The organism is Actinomadura geliboluensis (genome assembly GCF_043197915.1).
Taxonomy (GTDB): Bacteria; Actinomycetota; Actinomycetes; order Streptosporangiales; family Streptosporangiaceae; genus Spirillospora; species Spirillospora geliboluensis.
Genome location: NZ_JBICUA010000017.1, coordinates 83965 through 106715 on the forward strand (window position 1 = coordinate 83965; position 22751 = coordinate 106715).

At 73.4% G+C, this 22751-nt stretch carries 23 protein-coding genes; 18 read left to right on the plus strand and 5 right to left on the minus strand.

Annotated features, from left to right (window positions below; all coding sequences use genetic code 11):
* Positions 1–5: 5 nt before the first annotated feature.
* The gene (locus tag ACGFI1_RS39885) at positions 6–1256 is read right to left on the minus strand and encodes a sensor histidine kinase (RefSeq protein WP_138635813.1); all 1251 of its coding nucleotides are present in this window, start codon (positions 1254–1256) and stop codon (positions 6–8) included.
* A 146-nt stretch (positions 1257–1402) separates the two neighbouring features.
* Here ACGFI1_RS39885 and ACGFI1_RS39890 point away from each other — a divergent pair, with 146 nt between their 5' ends.
* The 4 genes from ACGFI1_RS39890 (at position 1403) to ACGFI1_RS39905 (ending at position 6564) form a co-directional block, all read left to right on the plus strand.
* Positions 1403–2035 (plus strand): class I SAM-dependent methyltransferase, encoded by a 633-nt coding sequence (locus ACGFI1_RS39890; protein ID WP_138635814.1) that lies wholly within the window; start codon positions 1403–1405, stop codon positions 2033–2035.
* Positions 2036–2087: 52 nt separating this feature from the next.
* Positions 2088–3551, plus strand: coding sequence for a sugar porter family MFS transporter (locus ACGFI1_RS39895; protein WP_387075794.1), 1464 nt, complete (start codon positions 2088–2090; stop codon positions 3549–3551).
* A gap of 263 nt (positions 3552–3814) precedes the next feature.
* Positions 3815–5800, plus strand: a complete 1986-nt coding sequence (gene thrS / locus ACGFI1_RS39900) for a threonine--tRNA ligase (protein WP_386875886.1) — start codon at positions 3815–3817, stop codon at positions 5798–5800.
* A 155-nt stretch (positions 5801–5955) separates the two neighbouring features.
* Positions 5956–6564: a hypothetical protein gene (locus tag ACGFI1_RS39905; RefSeq protein WP_392792887.1), complete on the plus strand. Its 609-nt coding sequence runs from the start codon at positions 5956–5958 to the stop codon at positions 6562–6564.
* Here ACGFI1_RS39905 and ACGFI1_RS39910 read toward each other — a convergent pair.
* Positions 6546–7175 carry an Asp23/Gls24 family envelope stress response protein gene (locus tag ACGFI1_RS39910; RefSeq protein ID WP_392792889.1) on the minus strand — a complete coding sequence of 210 codons (630 nt, stop codon included), beginning with the start codon at positions 7173–7175 and terminating at the stop codon, positions 6546–6548. The genes ACGFI1_RS39905 and ACGFI1_RS39910 overlap by 19 nt on opposite strands.
* Positions 7176–7330: 155 nt before the next feature.
* On the opposite strand from ACGFI1_RS39910, the gene ACGFI1_RS39915 reads away from it, so the two are divergent.
* Both ACGFI1_RS39915 and ACGFI1_RS39920 read left to right on the plus strand, forming a co-directional pair.
* Positions 7331–7957, plus strand: coding sequence for an HIT family protein (locus ACGFI1_RS39915; protein ID WP_386875892.1), 627 nt, complete (start codon positions 7331–7333; stop codon positions 7955–7957).
* 14 nt (positions 7958–7971) lie between these two features.
* Positions 7972–8376, plus strand: a complete 405-nt coding sequence (locus tag ACGFI1_RS39920; protein ID WP_138635819.1) for a thiol-disulfide oxidoreductase DCC family protein — start codon at positions 7972–7974, stop codon at positions 8374–8376.
* 23 nt (positions 8377–8399) lie between these two features.
* Here ACGFI1_RS39920 and ACGFI1_RS39925 read toward each other — a convergent pair whose 3' ends face one another.
* The 3 genes from ACGFI1_RS39925 to ACGFI1_RS39935 all read right to left on the minus strand — a co-directional run bounded on the left by ACGFI1_RS39925 (position 8400) and on the right by ACGFI1_RS39935 (position 12054).
* Positions 8400–9341 carry a hypothetical protein gene (locus ACGFI1_RS39925; protein ID WP_386875895.1) on the minus strand — a complete coding sequence of 314 codons (942 nt, stop codon included), beginning with the start codon at positions 9339–9341 and terminating at the stop codon, positions 8400–8402.
* Positions 9338–9793, minus strand: coding sequence for a hypothetical protein (locus ACGFI1_RS39930; RefSeq protein ID WP_138635821.1), 456 nt, complete (start codon positions 9791–9793; stop codon positions 9338–9340). Before ACGFI1_RS39930 ends, ACGFI1_RS39925 begins: the two co-directional genes overlap by 4 nt.
* 92 nt (positions 9794–9885) lie before the next feature.
* Complete coding sequence (locus ACGFI1_RS39935; protein WP_387075783.1) at positions 9886–12054, minus strand: elongation factor G-like protein EF-G2; 2169 nt, start codon at positions 12052–12054, stop codon at positions 9886–9888.
* 327 nt (positions 12055–12381) lie between these two features.
* Between ACGFI1_RS39935 and pgsA the strand changes: the two genes are divergently transcribed.
* The 12 genes from pgsA (at position 12382) to ruvB (ending at position 22583) form a co-directional block, all read left to right on the plus strand.
* Positions 12382–13041, plus strand: a complete 660-nt coding sequence (gene pgsA / locus ACGFI1_RS39940; RefSeq protein WP_392792890.1) for a phosphatidylinositol phosphate synthase — start codon at positions 12382–12384, stop codon at positions 13039–13041.
* Positions 13038–13982, plus strand: a complete 945-nt coding sequence (locus tag ACGFI1_RS39945; RefSeq protein WP_392742957.1) for a phosphatidylinositol mannoside acyltransferase — start codon at positions 13038–13040, stop codon at positions 13980–13982. The genes pgsA and ACGFI1_RS39945 overlap by 4 nt, the downstream gene beginning before the upstream one ends.
* A gap of 10 nt (positions 13983–13992) precedes the next feature.
* The gene (locus tag ACGFI1_RS39950; RefSeq protein WP_392792892.1) at positions 13993–15153 is read left to right on the plus strand and encodes a glycosyltransferase family 4 protein; all 1161 of its coding nucleotides are present in this window, start codon (positions 13993–13995) and stop codon (positions 15151–15153) included.
* A gap of 11 nt (positions 15154–15164) precedes the next feature.
* On the plus strand, positions 15165–15707 hold the full coding sequence (locus ACGFI1_RS39955; protein ID WP_392792894.1) for a hypothetical protein: 543 nt from the start codon (positions 15165–15167) through the stop codon (positions 15705–15707).
* Between the two features lie 108 nt (positions 15708–15815).
* Positions 15816–16853 carry a DUF3048 domain-containing protein gene (locus tag ACGFI1_RS39960; protein WP_392742964.1) on the plus strand — a complete coding sequence of 346 codons (1038 nt, stop codon included), beginning with the start codon at positions 15816–15818 and terminating at the stop codon, positions 16851–16853.
* Positions 16854–16984: 131 nt separating this feature from the next.
* Positions 16985–17908, plus strand: coding sequence for a pyridoxal 5'-phosphate synthase lyase subunit PdxS (gene pdxS, locus ACGFI1_RS39965; protein WP_364551743.1), 924 nt, complete (start codon positions 16985–16987; stop codon positions 17906–17908).
* A 107-nt stretch (positions 17909–18015) separates the two neighbouring features.
* The gene (locus tag ACGFI1_RS39970; protein WP_138635829.1) at positions 18016–18630 is read left to right on the plus strand and encodes a DUF6928 family protein; all 615 of its coding nucleotides are present in this window, start codon (positions 18016–18018) and stop codon (positions 18628–18630) included.
* Between the two features lie 103 nt (positions 18631–18733).
* Positions 18734–19351 (plus strand): pyridoxal 5'-phosphate synthase glutaminase subunit PdxT, encoded by a 618-nt coding sequence (pdxT, locus tag ACGFI1_RS39975; RefSeq protein WP_138635830.1) that lies wholly within the window; start codon positions 18734–18736, stop codon positions 19349–19351.
* A gap of 3 nt (positions 19352–19354) precedes the next feature.
* Positions 19355–20110 carry a YebC/PmpR family DNA-binding transcriptional regulator gene (locus tag ACGFI1_RS39980; RefSeq protein WP_387075773.1) on the plus strand — a complete coding sequence of 252 codons (756 nt, stop codon included), beginning with the start codon at positions 19355–19357 and terminating at the stop codon, positions 20108–20110.
* A gap of 177 nt (positions 20111–20287) precedes the next feature.
* Positions 20288–20863, plus strand: a complete 576-nt coding sequence (gene ruvC / locus ACGFI1_RS39985) for a crossover junction endodeoxyribonuclease RuvC (RefSeq protein WP_392792896.1) — start codon at positions 20288–20290, stop codon at positions 20861–20863.
* Entirely contained in the window at positions 20860–21462 is a 603-nt protein-coding gene (ruvA, locus tag ACGFI1_RS39990) for a Holliday junction branch migration protein RuvA (protein ID WP_138635833.1), read from the plus strand. The genes ruvC and ruvA overlap by 4 nt, the downstream gene beginning before the upstream one ends.
* Positions 21462–22583, plus strand: a complete 1122-nt coding sequence (gene ruvB / locus ACGFI1_RS39995) for a Holliday junction branch migration DNA helicase RuvB (protein ID WP_392792932.1) — start codon at positions 21462–21464, stop codon at positions 22581–22583. The genes ruvA and ruvB overlap by 1 nt, the downstream gene beginning before the upstream one ends.
* Positions 22584–22751 lie beyond the last annotated feature (168 nt).

A 22751-nucleotide genomic window follows, 5' to 3' on the forward strand; every position in this document is an offset into this window, starting at 1 on the left:
GCCGGTCAGTCCGCGTCTCCGTACGGCAATTCGGCGGTGACGGACCAGCCGTCGGCGCGGGGGCCGGCGTCCAGGCTGCCGCCCAGCATCGTGACGCGCTCGCGCATCCCGACCAGGCCGTGGCCGCCGCCCTGCGACTCCTCCGGCGTGCTGCGGGCCCCGTCGTCGGTGACCGTCACCGACAGCGCCTCGGCCCCGTACTTCACCTCGACGTGCACCTGGGAGCCCGGCGCGTACCGGGACGCGTTGCTCAGCGACTCCTGAACGATCCGGTACGCCGACAGGTCGACGCCCGCGTTCAGCGGGCGCGGCATCCCGACCACGACCGTCGCGACCGACAGCCCGGCGCGGCGGGCGGCGGCGACGAGGTCGTCCAGCCGCTCCAGGCCGGGCTGCGGGGCGCGCTCGGCGCCCTCGTCGTCGGCGCGCAGCAGCCCCACGACGCGGCGCGTCTCGGTGAGCGCCTCGCGCGCCGCGTCCCGCACCACCCCGAACGTCTGCCGGGCCGCGTCCGGCAGGTCGGGGATCTTGTAGGGGGCCGCCTCCGCCTGCATCGCGATCACCGACATGTGGTGCGCGACGACGTCGTGCAGCTCGCGGGCGATGCGGGCGCGCTCCTCCAGCACCGCCTGCCGGGCCAGGTCCTGCCGGTGCTGCTCCTCGCGGCGGCGCAGCTCCTCCACCGCGGAGTGCCGCCCGCCGACCGCGTCCCCGAACGTCAGCGCCAGTACCGCGATGCCCGCGAGGATCATGCCGAACCAGCCGGGCATTCCGAACAGCACGGCGGGCACCAGCACGCCGGCGACCGTCACCGCGCCGACGCCGACCGTCGTCTGCCGGTCCGCGCCGACGCCGGTGAAGAACAGGATGACGACGAGCGCGAGGATCGCGGTGACCGGCCACGGCATGAAGCCCGCGCCGTGCCGGACGAACACCGTCAGCAGCAGCCCGGCCGCCGCGACCCGCCAGGCGGCGAGCGGCCACCGCACCGCGAAGATCAGCGGCGCCCCCTGCAGCACGCCGAGCGGCCACGCCAGCCCGGGGTCGACGTGGTACCCCGAGATCGCGATCGCGATGGAGCCCGCGGTGAAGCCGATCGTCAGCGCGGCGAGCAGGGCCAGGATCGGCACCCGCAGCGGCATGGGCGCGGGCAGCAGGGTGACGGGCGGGCCGTCCCCGCCGGGCAGCAGGGCGGCGCGGACCCCGGCGGCCAGCCGGGTGCGGCCGGCGGAGGCGGCGCGGTCTGAGTCGTTCATTTGACCGGAAGCCTAGAACCCGCGCCGCCCGGACCGCCTGACCCCGGGGAGGGAGATCCGATCCGCCCCTCCGGTATCAGCCTGAACTGCGCCGTCGTCCGCGTGCGATCTTGCGGTGACCGGGTCCGGCGGCGGAGACTGCGGGCATGACCGATCTCAGCCACCCGATCTTCGCCCGGCTCTACCCGCGGCTGGACGCGGGCTGCGCCAAGGCGGGCGGGACCGCGCACCGCGCCGAGCTGCTCGCCGGCGCGTCCGGCCGCGTGCTGGAGGTCGGCGCCGGATACGGGGCCAACTTCGCGCACTACCCGCCCGAGGTGACCGAGGTAGTCGCGATCGAACCGGAGCCGCGGCTGCGCGCCCAGGCCGACCGCGCCGCCGCGCGGGCGCCCGTGCCCGTCACGGTGCGCCCCGGCCTCGCCGAGGACCTCGACCTGGACGACGCCTCCTTCGACGTCGCGGTGGCCTCGCTCGTGCTGTGCTCGGTGCGCGACCCCGTCCGCGCGCTGGCCGAGCTGAGGCGCGTCCTCCGGCCGGGCGGCGAGCTGCGCTACTACGAGCACGTCCGGGGGAGGACGCCGGGCAAGACGCGGTTCCAGCGGTACGCCGACGTCCTGTGGCCGTTCTTCGCCGCCGGCTGCCACGTGTCCCGCCCGACGGACGAGTGGATCGCCGGATCGGGCTTCACCGTCCGGACCGAGCGGCACTTCGAGTTCCCCGAGGGAGGCCGGGGGAACCCCGCCTCACCGCACGTGCTCGGCGTCGCCGTGCGCGACTGAGGAACGGGCAGATCCCCGCATAAGGTCGATCTCCCGGGGAAGATCAGGGCGCATGACCACGACCGGCAGCGCACCGCGACCCTCGGACGACCCGGAGCGGGACGGCCCCTCGCACGCCACGGCCACCGCCGTGCTGCTCGCCGGCGCCGCCGCCCTCGGCGGCTTCCTGTTCGGCTACGACTCCTCGGTGATCAACGGGACCGTCGACGCGCTCAAGGACCGGTTCGAGCTGAGCGGCTTCGCGGTCGGGTTCGTCGTGTCCGCCGCGCTGCTCGGCTGCGCCGTCGGCGCCTGGTTCGCCGGGCCGATCGGCGACCGGATCGGCCGCGTCCGGGTGATGCTCCTCGCCTCCGTGCTGTTCGTCATCAGCTCGATCGGCTCGGCGCTGGCCTTCAGCGCGGTCGACCTGACCGCCTGGCGGCTGGTCGGCGGCCTCGCCATCGGCGCCGCGTCGGTGATCGCGCCCGCCTACATCGCCGAGATCGCGCCCGCCGAGCTGCGCGGCCGGCTCGGCTCGCTGCAGCAGATGGCGATCGTCCTCGGCATCTTCGCGGCCCTGGTCGTCGACTACGTCATCGCGCGGGTGTCGGACGGCGGCGCCACTGGAACGTTCCCCTGGGGCGGCGACGCGTGGCGCTGGATGTTCGCCAGCGCCGTCGTGCCCGCCGTCATGTACGGCGTGATCGCCACGACCATCCCCGAGTCGCCCCGCTACCTGGTCAAGAAGCACCAGACCGCGCGCGCCCGCGAGGTGCTCCGGCGGGTCATGGGGCACGGCGACGTGGACCTGAAGATCAGGGAGATCGTCCGGTCGATCGCCGAGGACCGGCCCGTCCACCTGCGGGACCTGCGCGGCCACCGGCTCGGGCTGCTGCCGATCGTGTGGGTCGGGATCCTGCTGTCGGTCTTCCAGCAGTTCGTCGGCATCAACGTGATCTTCTACTACTCGTCGTCGCTGTGGCAGGCGGTCGGGTTCTCCGAGAACGACGCGATGCTCACCTCGGTGATCAACTCGCTGGTGAACGTCGGTTTCACGCTGGTCGCGATCGCCCTGGTGGACCGCATCGGGCGCCGGCCGCTGCTGCTCGGCGGCGCCACCGGCATGGCGCTGTCCCTCGGCACCCTCACCGTCTGCTTCGCCACCGCCCCGGTGGTGGACGGGCAGCCCAACCTCGGCGATGTCGCCGGGCCCGTCGCGCTCGTCGCCGCCAACGTTTTCGTCGCCTCCTTCGCCGCGACCTGGGGCCCGGTCGTGTGGGTGATGCTCGGCGAGATGTTCAACAACTTCATCCGAGCGTCCGCGCTCGCCGTCGCCGCCGCCGCGCAGTGGATCGCCAACTGGGTGGTCACCACCACGTTCCCCGGCATCTCCGGCTTCTCGCTCGGCCTCGCCTACGGCCTCTACACCCTGTTCTCCGTCCTCGCGATCCTGTTCGTGATCCGCGCCGTCCCCGAGACGAAGGGCCGCGAACTGGAGGACATGGACGAGCTCGCCGCCCCGAGGGCGCGCGCATGACCGCGCCCCTCGGTTACAGTGGTGGCATGCCGCACGTCAGCATCGAGACGACGACGCCGGGTCACTCCCGGCACCGCGGCATGCACTGACCTTGCACGCGGAAGGGCCCCGGGAGCGATCCCCGGGGCCCTTCCGCTTTCCGGGGACGCCGCGGGCCCTCCACGACGAGAGGAGACCCGATGGAACCGGATGCGTCCGGCGCGGACGCCGAGTCGATAGCATCGGAACCCGCTGATCCCAGACCACCATCGCGAGGAGTACCCGTGTCCACCGTGCCCGAACTGCGCATCAGACTCGACGGCGGCGAGCGGGCGGTACCGGCGGGCACCACCGCGGGCGAGGCGCTGGACGCCGACGGCCGCACCGTGATCGCCGCCCGGGTCAACGGCGAGCTGCGCGACCTCGCCGCCGGGCTGGCCGACGGCGACGCCGTCGAGCCCGTCGAGATCGGCTCCGCCGACGGCCGCGCGATCATGCGGCACTCCGCCGCGCACGTGATGGCGCAGGCCGTCCAGGAGCTGTTCCCCGAGGCGAGGCTCGGCATCGGCCCGCCGGTCGAGAACGGCTTCTACTACGACTTCGACGTCGCCGAGCCGTTCACCCCCGAGGACCTCAAGCGCATCGAGAAGCGGATGCGCGAGATCGTCAAGCAGGGCCAGCGGTTCGCCCGCCGCCCCGTCTCCGACGACGACGCGCGCGCCGAGCTGGCCGCCGAGCCCTACAAGCTGGAGCTGATCGGCCTGAAGGGCTCCGGCCCGGTCGGGGACGCCGCGGACGGCGCCGACGTCGAGGTGGGCGGCGGCGAGCTGACCATCTACGACAACCTCGACGCCAAGTCCGGCGAGCTGCGCTGGAAGGACCTGTGCCGCGGCCCGCACCTGCCGTCCACCCGCGTCATCCCCGCGTTCAAGCTGATGCGCTCCGGCGGCGCCTACTGGCGCGGCAGCGAGAAGAACCCGCAGCTCCAGCGGATCTACGGCACCGCGTGGGAGTCCCGCGACAAGCAGGACGAGTACCTGAAGTTCCTCGAGGAGGCCGAGAAGCGCGACCACCGCCGGCTCGGCGCCGAACTCGACCTGTTCTCCTTCCCGCCGGAGCTCGGCAGCGGCCTGCCGGTCTTCCACCCCAAGGGCGGCATCATCCGCAAGGAGATGGAGGACTACATGCGCCGCCGGCAGCAGGAGGCCGGCTACGAGTTCGTCAACACCCCGCACATCACCAAGTCGTCGCTGTTCGAGACCTCCGGCCACCTGCCGTACTACGGCGAGGACATGTTCCCGCCCTTCGAGGTCGACGACGTCGAGTACCGCGTCAAGCCGATGAACTGCCCGATGCACAACCTGATCTTCCGGGCGCGGGGCCGGTCCTACCGCGAGCTGCCGCTGCGGCTCTGCGAGTTCGGGTCGGTGTACCGGTACGAGAAGTCGGGCGTGGTGCACGGGCTCACCCGCGTGCGCGGCATGACCCAGGACGACTCGCACATCTACACCACCAAGGAGCAGATGGGCGACGAGATCAAGTCGCTGCTGACCTTCGTGCTCAGCGTCCTGCGCGACTTCGGTCTCTCCGAGTTCTACCTGGAGCTGTCCACCCGCGACGACTCCGACAAGTTCATCGGCGAGGAGGCCGACTGGGCGGAGGCCACCGCGGCGCTGCGCCAGGCGGCCGAGGAGTCCGGGCTGGAGCTCGTGGACGACCCGGGCGGCGCCGCGTTCTACGGCCCGAAGATCTCCGTGCAGGCCAAGGACGCCATCGGCCGGACCTGGCAGCTGTCCACCATCCAGCTCGACTTCAACCAGCCGAAGCGGTTCGGCCTGGAGTACCAGGCGGCGGACGGCACCCGGCAGACCCCGGCGATGATCCACCGGGCGCTGTTCGGGTCGGTGGAGCGCTTCCTCGGCGTGCTCGTCGAGCACTACGCGGGCGCGATGCCGCCGTGGCTGTCGCCGGTGCAGGCCGTCGGCATCCCGATCGGCGACGCGCACGTCCCGCACCTGGAGCGGGTCGCGGCGAAGCTGCGCGAGCGGGGCGTCCGCGTCGAGGTCGACACCTCCTCCGACCGGATGCAGAAGAAGATCCGCAACGCGCAGAAGCAGAAGATCCCCTACATGCTGCTCGCGGGCGACGACGACGTGGCCAAGGACGCCGTGTCGTTCCGGTACCGCAGCGGCGAGCAGAAGAACGGCGTCCCGATCGACGAGGCGGTCGACGAGATCGTCAAGGCCGTCGAGGCCCGCGTCCAGATCTGAGCGCGGGCGCCACCGCACCGGGACCGCGGGCGCGGGCCCGGTGCGGTGACGGCGGCTCCGGCGGCGGGCGGCTCCGGCTCCGCTGACGGCGGGGTGCGGGCCGCCCGGAGTTGGTAGCCTCTTCGATCAATTGCCACGACGGGGAGACGGCGGAGATGAAGTCCAGGAGACCGGCGCGGCGGGGCCGGCCGCCCCGTCTCTGGGGCCGGATCGCGGGCTACGGCGGCACGCTGGCGCTCGTCGCCGCCGCCGTCGTCGTGCTGCTCCAGCCGCTGATGGACGACGGGAAGAAGGGCGCTGCGGGCGCGCAGGGCCCGGCGAGCCCGTCCGCGTCGGCCGTCCCGGGGCAGGCCGGTGTCCCGGGCGCCCCGGGGGCCTCGGCGACGCCGACCAACCCGGTGCCGCAGCAGAACGGCGGCGGCCGGCCGTACCCGACCGCCGGGACCGGCGGGCAGGGCGGCGGCCCCACGATTCCCGAGCAGAACACCGGCGACACCCTCGACTGGTGCCCCGACGGGACGGGCCTCTACCGCGTCACGTCCGCCGGGGTGAACGTGCTCGTCACCGTCTCCGCCAGCGGGCTGATCCGGGCCGAGCTCGTGCTGCGGGGGCGGGCGCCGAAGTCGCAGCAGGCGACCGCGAGCGCGGGCCGGCCGCACACCTTCTACTTCGCCGGCGTCTCGGGGGGCCTCGTCGAACGCGTGAAGGTCACGACCGTGTCGGTCGGCGGCGGCATGCAGAGCTGCTACGCGCGGGGCGTCTGACCCGCCGCGCCGCGGCCCTGTGACGGCGCGGCCGGCATCCGGACGTCCGTCACGGACACGTTGACCGCCGCCACCCGCGAGCCGAGCATCAGGCCCGCGATCCGCGCCACGTTGCCCTGCACCATCGCGGCGACGTCCTTGATCACGGTGCCGTACTCGACCGCGATGGCGACGTCGACGGTGGCCTCCTCGTCGCCCACGGCGACGCGCGCGCCCGCCGGGGCGAGGCCGGCGACCCCCGCCACCTCCTGCGCCGCCAGCTCGGCGATCTTCGCCAGCACGGCGTCGTCGATCGTGACGCGGCCCTCCACCGCCACGGTGACGTCGTTGGCGGAGCCGTGCAGCGTCATCGGCGGCGCGGCGGCCGCCCCGGGCAGCGGTGGCGGGCCCGCCACCCCGGGTGCCGGCGCCGCCGGGCCGGGCGCCGCCGGGCCGGGCGCCGCCGGGCCGGGCGCCGCCGCGCCGGGTGCCGGTGCGGGCGGGGCCGGCAGCGGGACGCCGGGCGGCGGCACGGTCGTCGCGCGGTCCGGCGCCCCCGGGAAGAACGGTTTCGCGCCGGGGTCCGGCCTCGACTCGCCGCCGCCGCTCTGCCGCCTGTCGAGCCCGGTCATGATCGCTCCCATGGTGAGTTGAGATGACCATGGTGTCGGAGTCACCGGCAAACGTCACGCGCGAACCCGTGCCCTGGAGGGGATCCCGGCTACAGCCCCGGCCGCTTCTCTCTCTATGCTGCTGGTCAGGCCGTGAACAAAAGGAGACCACCGCCTTGACCGCAGAGCCGGAGGAGTCCGTGGTGCAGCAGGGGCGCGAGGACGCGCCCGGGGCCGGCGCCGGGAACGCGCGCACGCCCCGCTTCGAGGAGGAGAGAGGCGGCGCGGGCACACCCGACAACTTCCAGCGGCTCTGGACCCCGCACCGGATGGCCTACATCAAGGGGGAGGGCAAGCCGAGCGGCGCGGGCGCGGGCGACGGCTGCCCCTTCTGCGAGATCCCCCAGATGGACGACGACGAGGGCCTCGTCGTGGCCCGCGGCGAGTCGGTGTTCGCGGTGCTGAACCTCTACCCGTACAACTCCGGGCACCTGATGGTCGTCCCCTACCGGCACGTCGCCGACTACACCGAGCTGGAGGAGCCGGAGTACGTGGAGCTGGCGACGTACACCCAGCGCGCCCTCACCGCGCTGCGCAAGGCCAGCGGCGCGCAGGGCTTCAACGTCGGCATGAACCTCGGCCTCGTCGCGGGCGCCGGGATCGCGGCGCACCTGCACCAGCACGTCGTCCCGCGCTGGGGCGGCGACACCAACTTCATGCCGGTGGTCGGGCACACGCGCGTGCTGCCCCAGCTGCTGCGCGACACCCGCCAGATGCTCGCCGACGCCTGGCCCGTCCGATGACGGGCGCGGCTCCCATGGCGGGCGGGGTGGAACCGCCGGTGCTGGTGTTCGACGGCGACTGCGGGTTCTGCACATCGTCGGCGCGGTTCCTGGAGCGGCGCGTGCCCGTCCGGGCGGCGGTCGTCGCCTGGCAGTTCGCCGACCTGGACGCGCTCGGCACGACGGCTGAGCGGGCCCAGTACGAGGTGCTGTGGGTCGACCGGGCCGGACGGGTCAGCGGCGGCGCCGAGGCCATCGGGCGGATGCTGACGGCCGCCGGCGGCCTGTGGCGGGTGCCCGGCGTGCTCCTGCGGGTTCCGCCGGTGAGCTGGCTCGCGCACGGCGTGTACCGGCTCGTCGCGAACAACCGGCACCGGATGCCGGGCGGAACGGCCGCGTGCATGCTGCCCGCCGACCGGCGTCCCGGCGCCGGGACCTGACCCGGCGCCGGTGCGCCCCCGTCTCAGGCGGCGGGCTCTGCGGCGGGCTCGGCGGCGGGCCTGCCGCCGCCCAGGCGCTCGGGCAGCAGCCCGGTCAGCCGCTCCAGCGGCAGGAACGCCGCGAGCCAGATCGCGTGCGGCAGGAAGTGGATCGTCATCAGCGCGTAGGTGACGACGTGGAAGCCGGCGAAGAACAGCACGAGCGCGTACAGCGGCCGGCCCCGGACGAACAGCATCACCGGGGACAGCGCCTCCGCGAGGAACATGAACCACTGGCTGGCCTTCAGCATCACCGGGTAGTCGATGAAGCTGCGGCCGAGCGGCGTCCCGCGCCGGCTCAGCGCCCACTGGACGGTCGACCCGTTCGGCCACGCCGGGAACCCGCCGATGCGCACCTTCGCCCACGCGGACAGGAAGTACGCCGCGACCACCCCGATCTGGACGCACCGCACCGACCACGCCGACGCCTCGCAGCGCCGCGAGTCGCCGATGCCCGCGCGGCCGACGCTCGGCAGCACGAACAGCGCCACGACGAGCGCCAGGTGGTCGTGGTCGACCTTGCCGTACGACATGCTGATCGTGACCCACCACAGGTACCCGCACGCGGCGACGTAGCCGCTCGCGCGCGGCAGCACCCGCCCGGTCATGGCCACGAGCCCGGCCGCGATGGTCACCACCAGCAGCGTGTACATCGACCACGGCGTGGGCGCGGGCAGGTGCAGCAGGCGGGCGAGCAGCACCGGCTGGTACAGGTCGGCGGGCAGCCGCGCGTGCGACAGCGAACTGCTGGTCAGCAGGAGCATGTCGAACGGCAGGAACACGTAGCCGAGGACCCGCAGCCAGGCGATCCGGGCGCGCGGCACCGGCCCGAACCACCAGCGGTCCCACGGGGTGCGGGCCGGTTCGGGCGCGTCCCCGGCGGGCCGCACCGGCCGGGGCGCCTCCGGTGTCGCCGCGGCCGTCACCGGACGTCCCAGACGACGCGGTTCTGCCGCATGGTCGACACGACCTTGCCGCTCTTCAACTTCTTGATCTCCTGCACGACGTAGATCCGGGTGAGCCGGGGCTGCCCGGGGTGGAGCCTGCGCTGCCCGTCGGCGATGCCCTGCAGCAGCGACGGGTCGCGGACGATCCGCGACATCTGCCCTTCGATCTCGGCGCGCTTCATGCCCGTCCCGACGGCGTCGAAGGACAGCTTCACGTGCGCGCCGGCGGCGGTGTCGGCCTCCAGCCAGTAGGAGCTGATCGTGCCGCCGTCGTTCTTCACCGAGAACGCGAACTGCGTCATCGGGCCGAGCGGGAACGCGTCGTTGCTCCCGTACGCGCTGGTGTAGAACAGGGCGCCGACGACCACGGCGCCCGAGAGTGACCGCCAGAGCCGCGCGCGAGGCCCCAGCCGGAGGGCAGGAAGATCCACCCGGCAAGCCTAAAGCCCCGCCCGGCCAGTGCGGGCGGGGCTTTAGGCATGCGCGCGGCACCCGCGCGGCGCCCGAACGCGGCGCCGCGCCGCTAGTCGTCGCGGGACTCGGCGGCGACCTTGTCGGCCAGGTGGGTCGGGAGCGGCTCGTAGCGCAGGAACGTGCGGTTGAACGTGCCGGTGCCCTGCGACATCGACCGCAGGTCGATCGCGTACCGGACGATCTCCAGCTGCGGCACCTCCGCCTTGATCATGGTGCGGCCGCCGGGCACCGCCTGGGAGCCGAGGACCCGGCCGCGCCGCGAGGTGAGGTCGGACATGATCGGCCCCACGTACTCGTCGGCGATCAGCACCTCCACCTCGTCGACCGGTTCCAGCAGCAGGATCGGCACCTGGCTCGCCGCGTCCTTCAGGGCCAGCGCCCCGGCGGCCTGGAACGCCATGTCGGACGAGTCGACCGAGTGCGCCTTGCCGTCGTGCAGGGTGACCTTGACGTCCACGAGCGGGTACCCGGCGGACACCCCGCGCGCCATCTGCTGCCGGACGCCCTTCTCCACCGACGGGATGAACTGCCGCGGCACCACCCCGCCGACGATCTTGTCGACGAACTCGAAGCCCTCACCGGACGGCAGCGGCTCCACGTCGATGTGGCAGATGCCGTACTGGCCGTGCCCGCCGCTCTGCTTGACGTGCCGGCCGAGGCCCCGGGCCGGCCCGCCGAACGTCTCCCGCAGCGGGACGCGCAGCTCCACCCGGTCGACCTCGACGCCGTACCGGGTCTTGAGCCGGTCGATGAGCACGTCGGCGTGGGCCTCGCCCATGCACCACAGCACCAGCTGCCGCGTCTCGGGGTTGTTCTCCAGGCGGAGCGTCGGGTCCTCGGCGACGAGCCGGCCGAGCGCCTGGCTGAGCTTGTCGTCGTCGGCCTTGGACTTGGCGCGGATCGCCACCGGCAGCAGCGGGTCGGGCATCGACCAGGGCGCCATCAGCAGCGGCGCGCCGGGGTCGGAGAGGGTGTCGCCCGTCTCGGCGCGGCTCAGCTTCGCCACCGCGCAGATGTCGCCCGCCGAGCAGGACGCCGCGGTGCGCTGCGTCTTGCCGAGCGGGGAGGTGAGCGCGCCGACCCGCTCGTCGACGTCGTGGTCCTCGTGCCCGCGGTCGGCCATGCCGTGCCCGGACACGTGCACCGTCGTGTCGGGGCGCAGCGTCCCGGAGAACACCCGGACCAGCGAGATCCGGCCTACGTACGGGTCGGACGTGGTCTTGACGACCTCGGCGACCAGCGGCCCCTCCGGGTCGCAGGTGATCTCCTTGGGCGGCCCGCCGCTCACCGCCGTGACCGGGGGGATGCCGTGTTCGAGCGGGGAGGGGAACGCCTGGGTGACGACCTCCAGCAGCTCCAGCATCCCGATGACCGGGCCGGGGTGGTCGCCGTGCGGGACCGACGTCGCGAGGACGGGGTAGAAGCTGCCCCGCGCGACCGCCGTCTCCAGGTCCCCGATGAGCGCCTTGACGTCGATGTCCTCGCCGGACAGGTACCTGTCCATGAGGGTCTCGTCCTCGCTCTCCTGGATGATCCCCTCGATCAGCGACGCGCGCTGCTCGGCGATCTGCTCCAGGTACTCCGGGTCCGGATCGCACTCGGTGCGCCGCCCGGTGGAGTAGTCGAGGCAGCGCTGCGACAGCAGCCCGATCAGGCCCTTCAGCCCGCCGTCCCCGCCGGCCGCGGGGAAGTACAGCGGGGCGACGCCCTCACCGAAGACGTCCTGGCAGGTCATCACGACGTCGTCGAAGTCGCCGCGCTGCTGGTCGATCTTGGTGATGACGACCGCGCGGGGCATTCCCACCGCCGCGCACTCCTCCCACAGCATCCGGGTGAGGCCGTCGATGCCGTCCACCGCGGAGATCACGAACAGCGCCGCGTCGGCGGCGCGCAGCCCGGCCCGCAGGTCGCCGACGAAGTCGGCGTACCCCGGCGTGTCGATGAGGTTGACCTTCACGTCGCCGTGCATGAGCGGGGCGAGCGCCAGGTTCACCGAGCGCTGCTGGCGCACCTCGACCTCGTCGAAGTCGCTGACCGTCGTGCCGTCCTCGACCTTGCCCGCCCGCTGCACCGTGCCCGTCGCGGCGAGCAGCGCCTCCACGAGCGTGGTCTTGCCGGCTCCCGAATGGCCGACCAGCGCGACGTTGCGCACCCTGTCGCACCCGCCGGCCTCCGGTGCCCTGCCGGGGGCTCCCGGGTGGCCTCCCTTGTCCGCCATGACTACCTCCTCGGACGGGTCTCCGCGCGGAGGCCCGCGTGCGGCTTGGGCCCGGCCCGGCGGGCCCGGCCCCGACGTCCGAGTGCGGCGTCCGACCTCGTCCCATCGCGCGTGACCGACGTCACACCCGTACCACCACCCTTTCCCGTGATGGCCGGGACCACAAGGGGGGAACCGCAATCAACCGTCATCTGTCCGGGCCGCCCGGCCCCCAAACCCGGCGCCGACCACGTCTCCGCCCCGGCCGCACTACGATGGGCGCGCTGCGGAGGCCCGCCCCCGGCCGGAGCAGGGCCCGCACCCCGGAGACCACGAGAACGGACGGCGATGCTCAACAAGATCAGGCCCGCGCTGGGGCGCGTCCTCACCCCCGTCGGGCAGACGGTCGCGCGGACCGGAGTGTCGCCCAACGCCATCACCGTCATCGGCACGGTCGGCGTGGCCGCCGGCGCGCTCGTCCTCTTCCCGCGCGGGGAGTTCTTCTGGGGGACGATGGTCATCACCGCGTTCGTCCTGTTCGACATGCTGGACGGCGCGGTCGCCCGGGTCACCGGCAAGATCTCCAAGTTCGGCGCGTTCCTGGACTCCACCATGGACCGCGTCGCCGACGCCGCGATCTTCGCCGGGCTGATGATCGGCCTGTACCGGGACGGCCAGGAGCCGCTCGCCGGGGTCGCGCTGTACTGCCTCGTCGCCGGCGTCGTGGTGTCCTACGCCAAGGCCCGCGCGGAAGGGCTCGGCTACACCTGCAACGTGGGCATCGCCGAGCGCGCCGAGCGCCTCATCGTCGCGCTCGTCGCGGCCGGGTTCGACGGCCTCGGCGTCCCCTTCATCCTCGCCGTCGCCCTGTGGGTGCTCGCCGTGCTGAGCACCGTCACCGTCGGGCAGCGGTTCGCCACGGTGTACGTCCAGGCGAAGGACGCCCCGGCCATGGACGGCGCCGAGAAGGAGAACGGCGCGGCGAAGACGCCGGAGCCGCGGCCGTGACCACGCCCCGCCGCGGCGGCGCGCCGCCCTCGCTCCGCGACGAGGTGACCGACGCCGTCTACGCGCTGGGCTGGACGGTCGTCCGCAAGATGCCCGAGAGCATGGCCCGGCTGGCCTTCACCGCGATCGCCGACCGCACCTGGCACCGGTACGGGTCCGGGGTGCGGCAGCTGGAGAAGAACCTTTGCCGCGTCCTCGGCAAGGACGCCGTCGACGACGAGGTCCGCGTCCTCAGCAAGAAGGTGCTGCGCTCCTACCTGCGCTACTGGCTGGAGGTCTTCCGGCTGCCCGAGTACGACAAGGCCCGGATCCTCGGCCGGATGCGCGTCACCGGCGAGAAGAAGATCTTCACCAACCTCGACTCCGGGCGCGGCGTGATCCTCGCGCTGCCCCACATGGGCAACTACGAGCACGCGGGCGCGTGGCTCGTGCACTGCGGCTACCCCTTCACCACCGTCGCCGAGCGGCTGGAGCCGGCGTCGCTGTTCGACCGGTTCGTCGAGTTCCGCGAGAGCCTCGGCATGGAGGTCCTCGCCCACCGGGGCGCCTCCGCGTACGGGCGGATGGCGCAGCGGCTGCGCGCCGGGCGGCCGGTCTGCCTCGTCGTCGACCGCGACCTGACCGAAAGCGGCATCGACGTCGAGTTCTTCGGCGCCACCGCCCGGATGCCGGCCGTTTCCGCGGCGCTCGCGGTCCAGACCGGCGCCGCCCTCATTCCCGTGACACTCTGGTACGAGGGGGAGTACTGGGCGGCGCGCGTCCACGAGGAGATCCCCGTCCCGGACGCGGGCGCCAGACAGGAGAAGATCCAGGCCATGACCCAGGAGCTGGCGCGCGCCTTCGAGGAGGGCATCGCCGCGCACCCCGAGGACTGGCACATGCTGCAGAAGGTCTGGGTGGACGACCTGCCGGGCCGCCGGGGAGCGGGCGGCGGGGGATGAGAGCCGGCCGATGAGGATCGGAATCGTCTGCCCGTACACCTGGAACGTCCCGGGCGGCGTGCAGCAGCACATCGGCGACCTCGCCGAGGCGCTGCTCGGGCTCGGCCACGACGTGTCGGTGATCACACCGGCCGACGACGACGCCGAGCTGCCGCCCTACGTCGTGTCCGCCGGGCGCGCCGTTCCCGTCCCCTACAACGGGTCCGTGGCGCGGCTGGCGTTCGGGTTCCTGTCCGCCGGGCGGGTCCGGCGGTGGATCCACGACGGCGGGTTCGACGTCCTGCACGTCCACGAGCCCGCCGCGCCCTCCCTCGGGCTGCTCGCCTGCTGGGCCGCCGACGGGCCCATCGTCGGCACCTTCCACGCCTCCTACGAGAAGTCGCGGGCGCTGTCGGTCACCGCGCCGATCCTGCAGAGCGCGCTGGAGAAGATCACCGGCCGGATCGCGGTGTCGGAGGCGGCCCGCACCACCCTCGTCGAGCACCTCGGCGGCGACGCCGTGCTCATCCCCAACGGCGTCGCGACCGAGCGGTACGCGATGGCCGAGCCGCTGCCCGGCTGGCGCGGCCGCGCCGAGGCCCCGCACGGCGGCGACGACGGCGCGCTCGGGTTCCTCGGCCGGATGGACGAGCCCCGCAAGGGCCTGCAGGTGCTGCTGCGCGCCTTCGAGATCCTCGGCAGCCGCCGCCCCGGGCTGCGGCTGCTGCTCGCCGGGCCCGGCGACGCCGACGACGTGATCGCCCGGGTGTCGCCCGAGCTGCGCGACCGCGTCGCCGTGCTCGGCATGGTCAGCGAGGCCGACAAGGTCCGCGCCTACCACTCGGTGGACGTCTTCGTCGCGCCGAACCTCGGCGGCGAGAGCTTCGGCATCGTGCTCGCCGAGGCGATGTCGGCGGGCGCCCCGATCCTCGCCAGCGACATCGAGGCGTTCGACCGGGTGCTGCTCGGCGGCCGGGCCGGGGCGCTGTTCCCGACCGGTGACCACGCGGCGCTCGCGGCGGCGGCCGGCGAGCTCCTCGACGACCCGGCGCGGCGCAAGCAGCTGTCCGCGGAGGCCCGCGCCGCCGTGCGCGCCTACGACTGGTCGGCCGTGGCGCGCGACGTGCTGCGGGTGTACGAGACCGTCACCGACGACGGCGCCGGGGTCGTCGAGTCCGGCCTAGGGCTGTAGGAGCGCACCCCATGTCCTACGACTGGATCATCGACGTCCTGTTCTGGATCGCCGTCGTCTTCCTGGTCGGCGTGTACGTGTCGTGGCGCGCCACGCGCCTCGACCGGCTGCACGTCCGGGTCGAGACCGCCCGCGCCGCGCTGGACGCCGCGCTCGTGCGGCGGGCCGCCGCCGCGCTGGAGCTGGCCGCGTCCCGGCTGCTGGACCCCGCCACCAGCCTCGTGCTGGCGACCGCCGCGCACGAGGCGCGCACCGCCGACGCCGAGCGCCGCGAGTATGCCGAGAGCGACCTGTCCCGCGCGCTGCGCGCGGTCGTCGACCAGCCCGAGTTCGTCGGCACGATCAGCGCGCGGGGCGCGGGCGACGGCAAGGAGGTGCTGGACGAGCTGTCCTCCGCCGCCGCGAAGGTCGCCTACGCCCGCCGCTTCTACAACGACGCCGTCGCCCAGGCCAGGACCGCGCGCCGCAAGCTGCTCATCAGGGTGCTGCCGCTCGCCGGCCGCGCCGCGCTCCCCGACTTCTTCGAGATCGACGACGATCCGCCCGGAATCTGACCGTGCGACGTTGATCACACCGGGGCCCCGGATCCGTACCGCTGGACGGGCGGGCGCACCGGGCGGCGTTCGCTACCCTCTGGCAGACCGTCCAAGGAGGGGTACATCGTGCGATCCGCATGGACCGGCACCGCCTACGGCCGCACGGCCGCGGGGTTCGGCGCCCTCGTCCTCGGCGCCGGCCTGGCCGCCTGCTCCGGCTCGGAGAAGCCGCGGAGCGCGCCGCCGCCGCGGAGCACGGGAACGCCCGCGCCGCCGTCCGAGACGCCCGAGCCCGCCGTCCACCCGTTCAACGGCGGCACCAGGGGGCTGGCGAACCCCGTCCTCGCCGTCAAGATCGAGAACACCGCGCCGGCGCTGCCGCAGAGCGGGGTGAAGGACGCCGACATCGTCTACGTCGAGCAGGTCGAGGGCGGCGAGACCCGGCTGATGGCGGTCTACTCGTCCAAGCTGCCGAAGCGGGTCGGGCCGGTGCGCAGCGCTCGCATCTCCGACCTGCACATCCTGCCGCAATTCGGCCGCCCCGCCTTCGCGTTCTCCGGCGTCCAGAGCAAGATGAAGAAGTACATCCGCAAGGCGCCGGTGTACGACCTCTCCCAGGAGAAGGCGGGCGGCGCCTACTCCCGCTCCAGCGCCAAGCGCATCCCCTACAACCTGTACGCCGACCCGAAGGACCTGCTCAAGCGGGCGCCGAAGGCCGCGAAGCCGCGCGACATCGGCTTCCGGTTCGGGGCCGCCCCCGAGGGCGGCGAGCCCACCCGGTCCTTCACCGCCCGCTGGCCCAGCGCGACGATGGGCTTCACCTGGTCGGCCCAGCAGAAGCGGTGGCTCGCCAGCTGGGGCGGCCGGCCCGACCGCGCCGCCGAGGGCGGCCGGCTCGGCGGCAAGACCGTCGTCATCCAGTACGCCAAGACCACCCGCTCGAAGTTCCACGACTTCCTCGGCAGCTACACGCCGCTGATCCACACCACCGGGAGCGGGCGGGCGGTCGTCCTGCGCGACGGGAAGTCCTACAAGGCCAAGTGGTCGCGCCCCTCGGAGGACAAGGGCACCACCTTCACCACCGCCGACGGCAAGCCGATGACGTTCGCGCCGGGCCAGGTCTGGGTGCTGCTCGTCAACGACGGCAAGCCCTACACCCCCTGACCCGCCGTCCCGGACGGGCCGTCGGTCACTCCGTAAGCGCGCGGGCGTGGCCGTTGACACTCTGCGGGGTCGAGAGGTCCCGCGAGCAGGCAATATCATGGAAAGTGATTTGTCGTCCGTCCACGTGAGGAATGCCCGTGTCCACTTCCACTCCCGCCACTGACAACGCCGCTCCCGAGACCGGGACCGCCCGCGTCAAGCGCGGCATGGCGGAGATGCTCAAGGGCGGCGTGATCATGGATGTCGTCACGCCCGACCAGGCGAAGATCGCCGAAGACGCGGGCGCGGTCGCCGTCATGGCCCTGGAGCGGGTGCCCGCCGACATCCGCGCCGAGGGCGGCATCTCCCGGATGAGCGACCCCGACATGATCGACGGGATCATCGGCGCGGTCTCCATCCCGGTCATGGCCAAGGCCCGTATCGGCCACTTCGTCGAGGCCCAGGTGCTGCAGGCCCTCGGCGTCGACTACATCGACGAGTCCGAGGTGCTCACCCCGGCCGACTACGACAACCACATCGACAAGTGGGCGTTCACCGTCCCGTTCGTGTGCGGCGCCACCAGCCTCGGCGAGGCCCTGCGCCGCATCACCGAGGGCGCGGCGATGATCCGCTCCAAGGGCGAGGCCGGCACCGGCGACGTCTCCAACGCCACCACCCACATGCGCAAGATCCGGCAGGAGATCCGCCGCCTGCAGAACCTGCCCGAGGACGAGCTGTACGTCGCCGCCAAGGAGCTCCAGGCCCCCTACGAGCTGGTCAAGGAGGTCGCGCAGGCCGGGAAGCTGCCGGTCGTGCTGTTCACCGCCGGCGGCATCGCCACCCCCGCCGACGCGGCCATGATGATGCAGCTCGGCGCCGAGGGCGTCTTCGTCGGCTCCGGGATCTTCAAGTCCGGCAACCCGGCCCAGCGCGCCGAGGCCATCGTGAAGGCCACCACCTTCCACGACGACCCCGACGTGATCGCCAAGGTCTCCCGCGGGCTCGGCGAGGCCATGGTCGGCATCAGCGCGGCCTCCCTCGGCGAGGACCAGAAGTTCGCGGGCCGCGGCTGGTGAGGTGACCGGGACCCGGGCTCCACACCGCGGCCTGACAGGGTTAACCTGGCGGCGTGGCCGGCGAGGGGCGCACCCCCGGGCGGTGTCCGGCCGCGGGAGGGGAGAGCATGGCTTGGTCGGTCGCGCTGGCATGTGCGAGCGCGGGTGAACCCACCGAGGTGTTCGGGCCGGGCCTCGAGCCCGACCCGGACGCCGCCGCGCGGATCGCCCGCCGGCTCTACCCCGCGGCCGTCCTGACCGAGACCGGTGACACCGTCCTGGACTTCGCGCTCTGGCCGTACGAGGACGAGCTGTTCGTCGGCGCGTACGACCGCGCGCTGCTGCTGTGCGACCGGCGGCTGTTCTGCCTCGACGACGACGCCCGCCGGATCGCCGACACCGCCGCGGCGGCGCTGCCCGGGTCCCGCTGCGGCGTGCTCGTCCTGCACACGGTGATCCGCGGGTGCTGGTTCCGCTGGTACGAGTCCGGGACGCTGCTGCGCGACGTGTTCGTCACCGCCGAGGACGGCGTCGTCGTCGACCAGGGCGACCGGCTGCCCGCCGAGCGCCCGTTCTGGGCCGCCGTCGACGCGGGCGCGCCGGACGTCCCGCTGCCGTTCGACCCCGAGGAGTTCGGGCTCGCGCTCGCCGCGGAGCACATGTTCGGCCGCGGCATCGCCGACCGCGGCAAGGACGGCTTCCTGCCCCTCGAACTCCCGCTGCGCCGCTTCAAACTGGCCTGACCGCCGCCCCGGAACGCCCGCGCGGGGGGAAGATCGGGCAGGTCGCGCCGCGTTGTAAGGAACGTCTAGGGTTTGACGCGGCCCCTCACCCGGAAGGTTTCCCGTGACCACTGTGCCGACGATCGGTGTGCTCGCTCTGCAGGGGGACGTGCGCGAGCACGTCCGCGCCCTGGAGGCCGCGGGCGCGCGCACCCTGGCCGTGCGCCGCCCCGAGGAGCTGGAGCGCGTCGACGGCCTGGTCCTGCCCGGCGGCGAGTCCACCACGATGTGGCGGCTCGCGCGCTCGTTCGAGCTGCTCGACCCGCTGCGCAAGCGGATCGAGGGGGGACTGCCCGCCTACGGGTCCTGCGCCGGCATGATCATGCTGGCGGACCGGATCCGGGACGGCGCGGCCGGCCAGGAGACCGTCGGCGGGATCGACATGACCGTGCGGCGCAACGCGTTCGGCCGGCAGGTCGACTCCTTCGAGGCCGCGGTGCCGCTGACCGGCATGGGGGACACGCCGTACCACGCCGTTTTCATCCGCGCACCCTGGGTCGAGTCCGTCGGCGCCGCCGTCGAGATCCTCGGACGCGCCGAGAGCGGTCCGAACGCCGGTAGGATCGTCGCCGTTCGTCAGGGACGTCTCATGGCGACCTCGTTCCATCCGGAGTTGACAGGCGACTTCCGCGTGCACCACTACTTCGCCGATCTGGTGCGCCGGACGACAGAGGAGGAGTGACAGATGTCCGGCCATTCCAAGTGGGCGACGACCAAGCACAAGAAGGCGGCCCTCGACGCCAAGCGGGGCAAGCTCTTCGCGAAGCTGATCAAGAACATCGAGGTGGCGGCCCGCACCGGCGGCGGCGACCCCGACGCGAACCCCACCCTCTACGACGCCATCTACAAGGCGAAGAAGAACTCGGTCCCCAACGACAACATCGAGCGGGCCCGCAAGCGCGGCGCCGGCGAGGAGGCCGGCGGCGCCGACTGGCAGACGATCACCTACGAGGGCTACGCGCCCGGCGGCGTCGCCGTCCTGATCGAGTGCCTCACCGACAACCGCAACCGCGCCGCCTCCGAGGTCCGCGTCGCGCTCACCCGCAACGGCGGCTCCCTCGCCGACCCGGGCTCGGTGTCGTACATGTTCAACCGCAAGGGCGTCGTGATCGTCCCGAAGGCCGGCACCAGCGAGGACGACGTGATGATGGCCGTCCTCGACGCCGGCGCCGAAGAGGTCAACGACCTCGACGAGGAGAACTTCGAGGTCGTCAGCGAGGCCGGTGACCTGGTCGCCGTCCGCACCGCGCTGGTCGAGGCCGGGATCGACTACGAGTCGGCGGAGAGCAAGTTCCTGCCGAGCGTCACCGTCCCGCTCGACGAGGACAACGCCAAGAAGGTGTTCCGCCTCCTCGACGCCCTGGAGGACTCCGACGACGTCCAGGACGTCTACGCCAACTTCGACGTGTCCGACGAGGTCATGGCGTCCATCGACGCCTGACGCCCGCGCGCCCAGGCTCCCGACGCCGCCGTGCCCCCCATCCGGGACGCGGCGGCGTCGCGCGTCCGCCCCGGATCCCTAGCGATCCCGTGCGGGGACACGCCCGGACGGCCCCTCCACGGGGAGCCCTCCGGATTGGTAGCGTTGGCGGCCGAACAGATGATCGAAGGAGCGGCCGTGCGGGTGATGGGGGTGGACCCCGGGCTCACCCGGTGCGGGGTGGGCGTCGTCGACGGCGACCCGGGCAAGCGGCTCCGGCTGGTGCACGTGTCGGTCGTGCGGACCGCCCCCGACGAGGACCACGCCCTGCGCCTGGTGGGCATCGAGGCCGGCATCGAGGCCCTGATGGAGGAGTTCCGGCCCGACGCCGTCGCCGTCGAGCGGGTGTTCTCCCAGCACAACGTCCGCACCGTGATGGGGACCGCGCAGGCCGCCGGCATCGCGATGCTGGCGGCGGCGCGCCGCGGGCTGCCCGTCGCGCTGCACACCCCGAGCGAGGCGAAGGCCGCCGTCACCGGCAACGGCCGCGCCGACAAGGCGCAGGTCACCCGGATGGTGACCCGGCTGCTGGCCCTGGAGACGGCCCCCAGCCCGGCGGACGCGGCCGACGCGCTCGCCCTCGCCATCTGCCACGTGTGGCGCGGGGGAGCGCAGCAGCGGCTCGCACAGGCCCGCCGGTCGCGCGTCGAGGAGGCGGCCCGGGCCGAGCGGGCGCGGCTCGCCGCCCGCAGCAGAGGAGGAAGTGTCCAGTGATCGCCTTCGTCAGCGGCCGGGTGGCCGCCGCCGGGCCCGACGGGGCGGTGATCGACGTGCACGGCGTCGGCCTGTCGGTGCAGTGCACGCCCGCGACCCTCGCCGGGCTGCGGGTCGGCGACCCGGCGCACGTGCCGACGTCCCTCGTCGTCCGCGAGGACTCCCTGACCCTGTTCGGGTTCGCCGACGACGACGAGCGCGGGGTGTTCGAGCTGCTGCAGACCGCCAGCGGCATCGGGCCGCGGCTCGCGCTGGCGATGCTCGCCGTGCACACCCCCGACGCGCTGCGCCGCGCCGTGGCCGCCGAGGACGTCACCGCCCTGACCAAGGTGCCCGGCATCGGCAAGAAGGGCGCCCAGCGCATCGTCCTGGAGCTGAAGGACCGCCTCGGCGGGCCCGTCGGCGGCCCCGGCGACGTCCGCGCGCCCGCCCGCGCCGAGGCGTGGCGCGACCAGGTCCAGATGGGTCTGGTCAACCTCGGCTGGTCGGCCAAGGACGCCGACGCCGCCGTGGACGCCGTCGCCGCCGACCTCGACGGCGGCGAGACCCCGCCGGTGGCCGCGCTGCTCAAGGCCGCGTTGAAGAAGCTCAGCAAATGATGCGCGACGAAGCCGAACCGGGGGGCGCGGGGGGCCGCCCCCAGCAGGGCGCAGGGCGTGCGGAGTTCGAGCGGCTGGTCTCGGCGGACGCCGACGGGATCGAGGAGCAGCGGATCGAGGCCGCGCTGCGGCCGAAGAAGCTGGACGACTTCGTCGGCCAGGAACGGGTCCGCGAGCAGCTGTCGCTGGTGCTGCACAGCGCGCTGCGGCGCGGCAGGACGCCCGACCACGTGCTGCTGTCGGGCGGTCCCGGCCTCGGCAAGACCACCCTCGCCATGATCATCGCGGCGGAGCTCGGGCAGCCGCTGCGGATCTCCTCCGGCCCCGCGATCGAGCGGGCCGGCGACCTCGCGGCGGTGCTGTCGACCCTCGCCGAGGGCGAGGTCCTGTTCCTGGACGAGATCCACCGGCTGGCGCGGCCCGCCGAGGAGATGCTCTACATGGCGATGGAGGACTTCCGGGTCGACGTCGTCGTGGGCAAGGGGCCCGGCGCGACCGCGATCCCGCTCGACATCGCCCCGTTCACGCTGGTCGGCGCCACCACCCGGGCGGGCATGCTGCCCGGCCCGCTGCGCGACCGGTTCGGCTTCGTCGCGCACATGGACTTCTACGAGCCCGCCGAGCTGGAGGTCATCGTCCGGCGGTCGGCGAAGCTGCTCGACGTGGAGATCGCCGACGACGCCGCCGCCGAGGTCGCCGGCCGGTCCCGCGGCACGCCCCGCATCGCCAACCGGCTGCTGCGCCGCGTCCGCGACTACGCCGAGGTCCGCGCCGACGGCGTCATCACCAAGGAATCAGCGCGGGCGGCGCTCGCGTTGTACGAGGTGGACGAACGGGGACTGGACCGGCTCGACCGGTCCGTCCTGGAGTCGCTGATGCGCAAGTTCGGCGGCGGCCCGGTCGGGCTGTCCACCCTCGCCGTCTCGGTGGGGGAGGAGCCGGAGACCGTCGAGGTCGTCGCCGAGCCGTTCCTCGTCCGGCAGGGACTGCTGGCGCGGACGCCGCGCGGCCGGGTCGCCACGGCCGCCGCGTGGGCGCATCTGGGTCTCGCCCAGCCGCCGACGGCGCCGCTGGCGGGGACCCTCTTCGAGGTGGACGAGGACGCGGGCCGGCCGGAATAGTGATCATCCGGTAACGGCTTGGGAACTTCCCGGCGTCGCCGCTCGTCGCGTCGTTGCCGGGGTCTCGCGTACTCTCTAGACTCCGGGACTTGGTTCACCGTCTCCAGCCGGCGGTCCCGTGCGCGTGGCCGTTCCGGTCACAGGCTGGGCAATCGACATCGGAAGGAT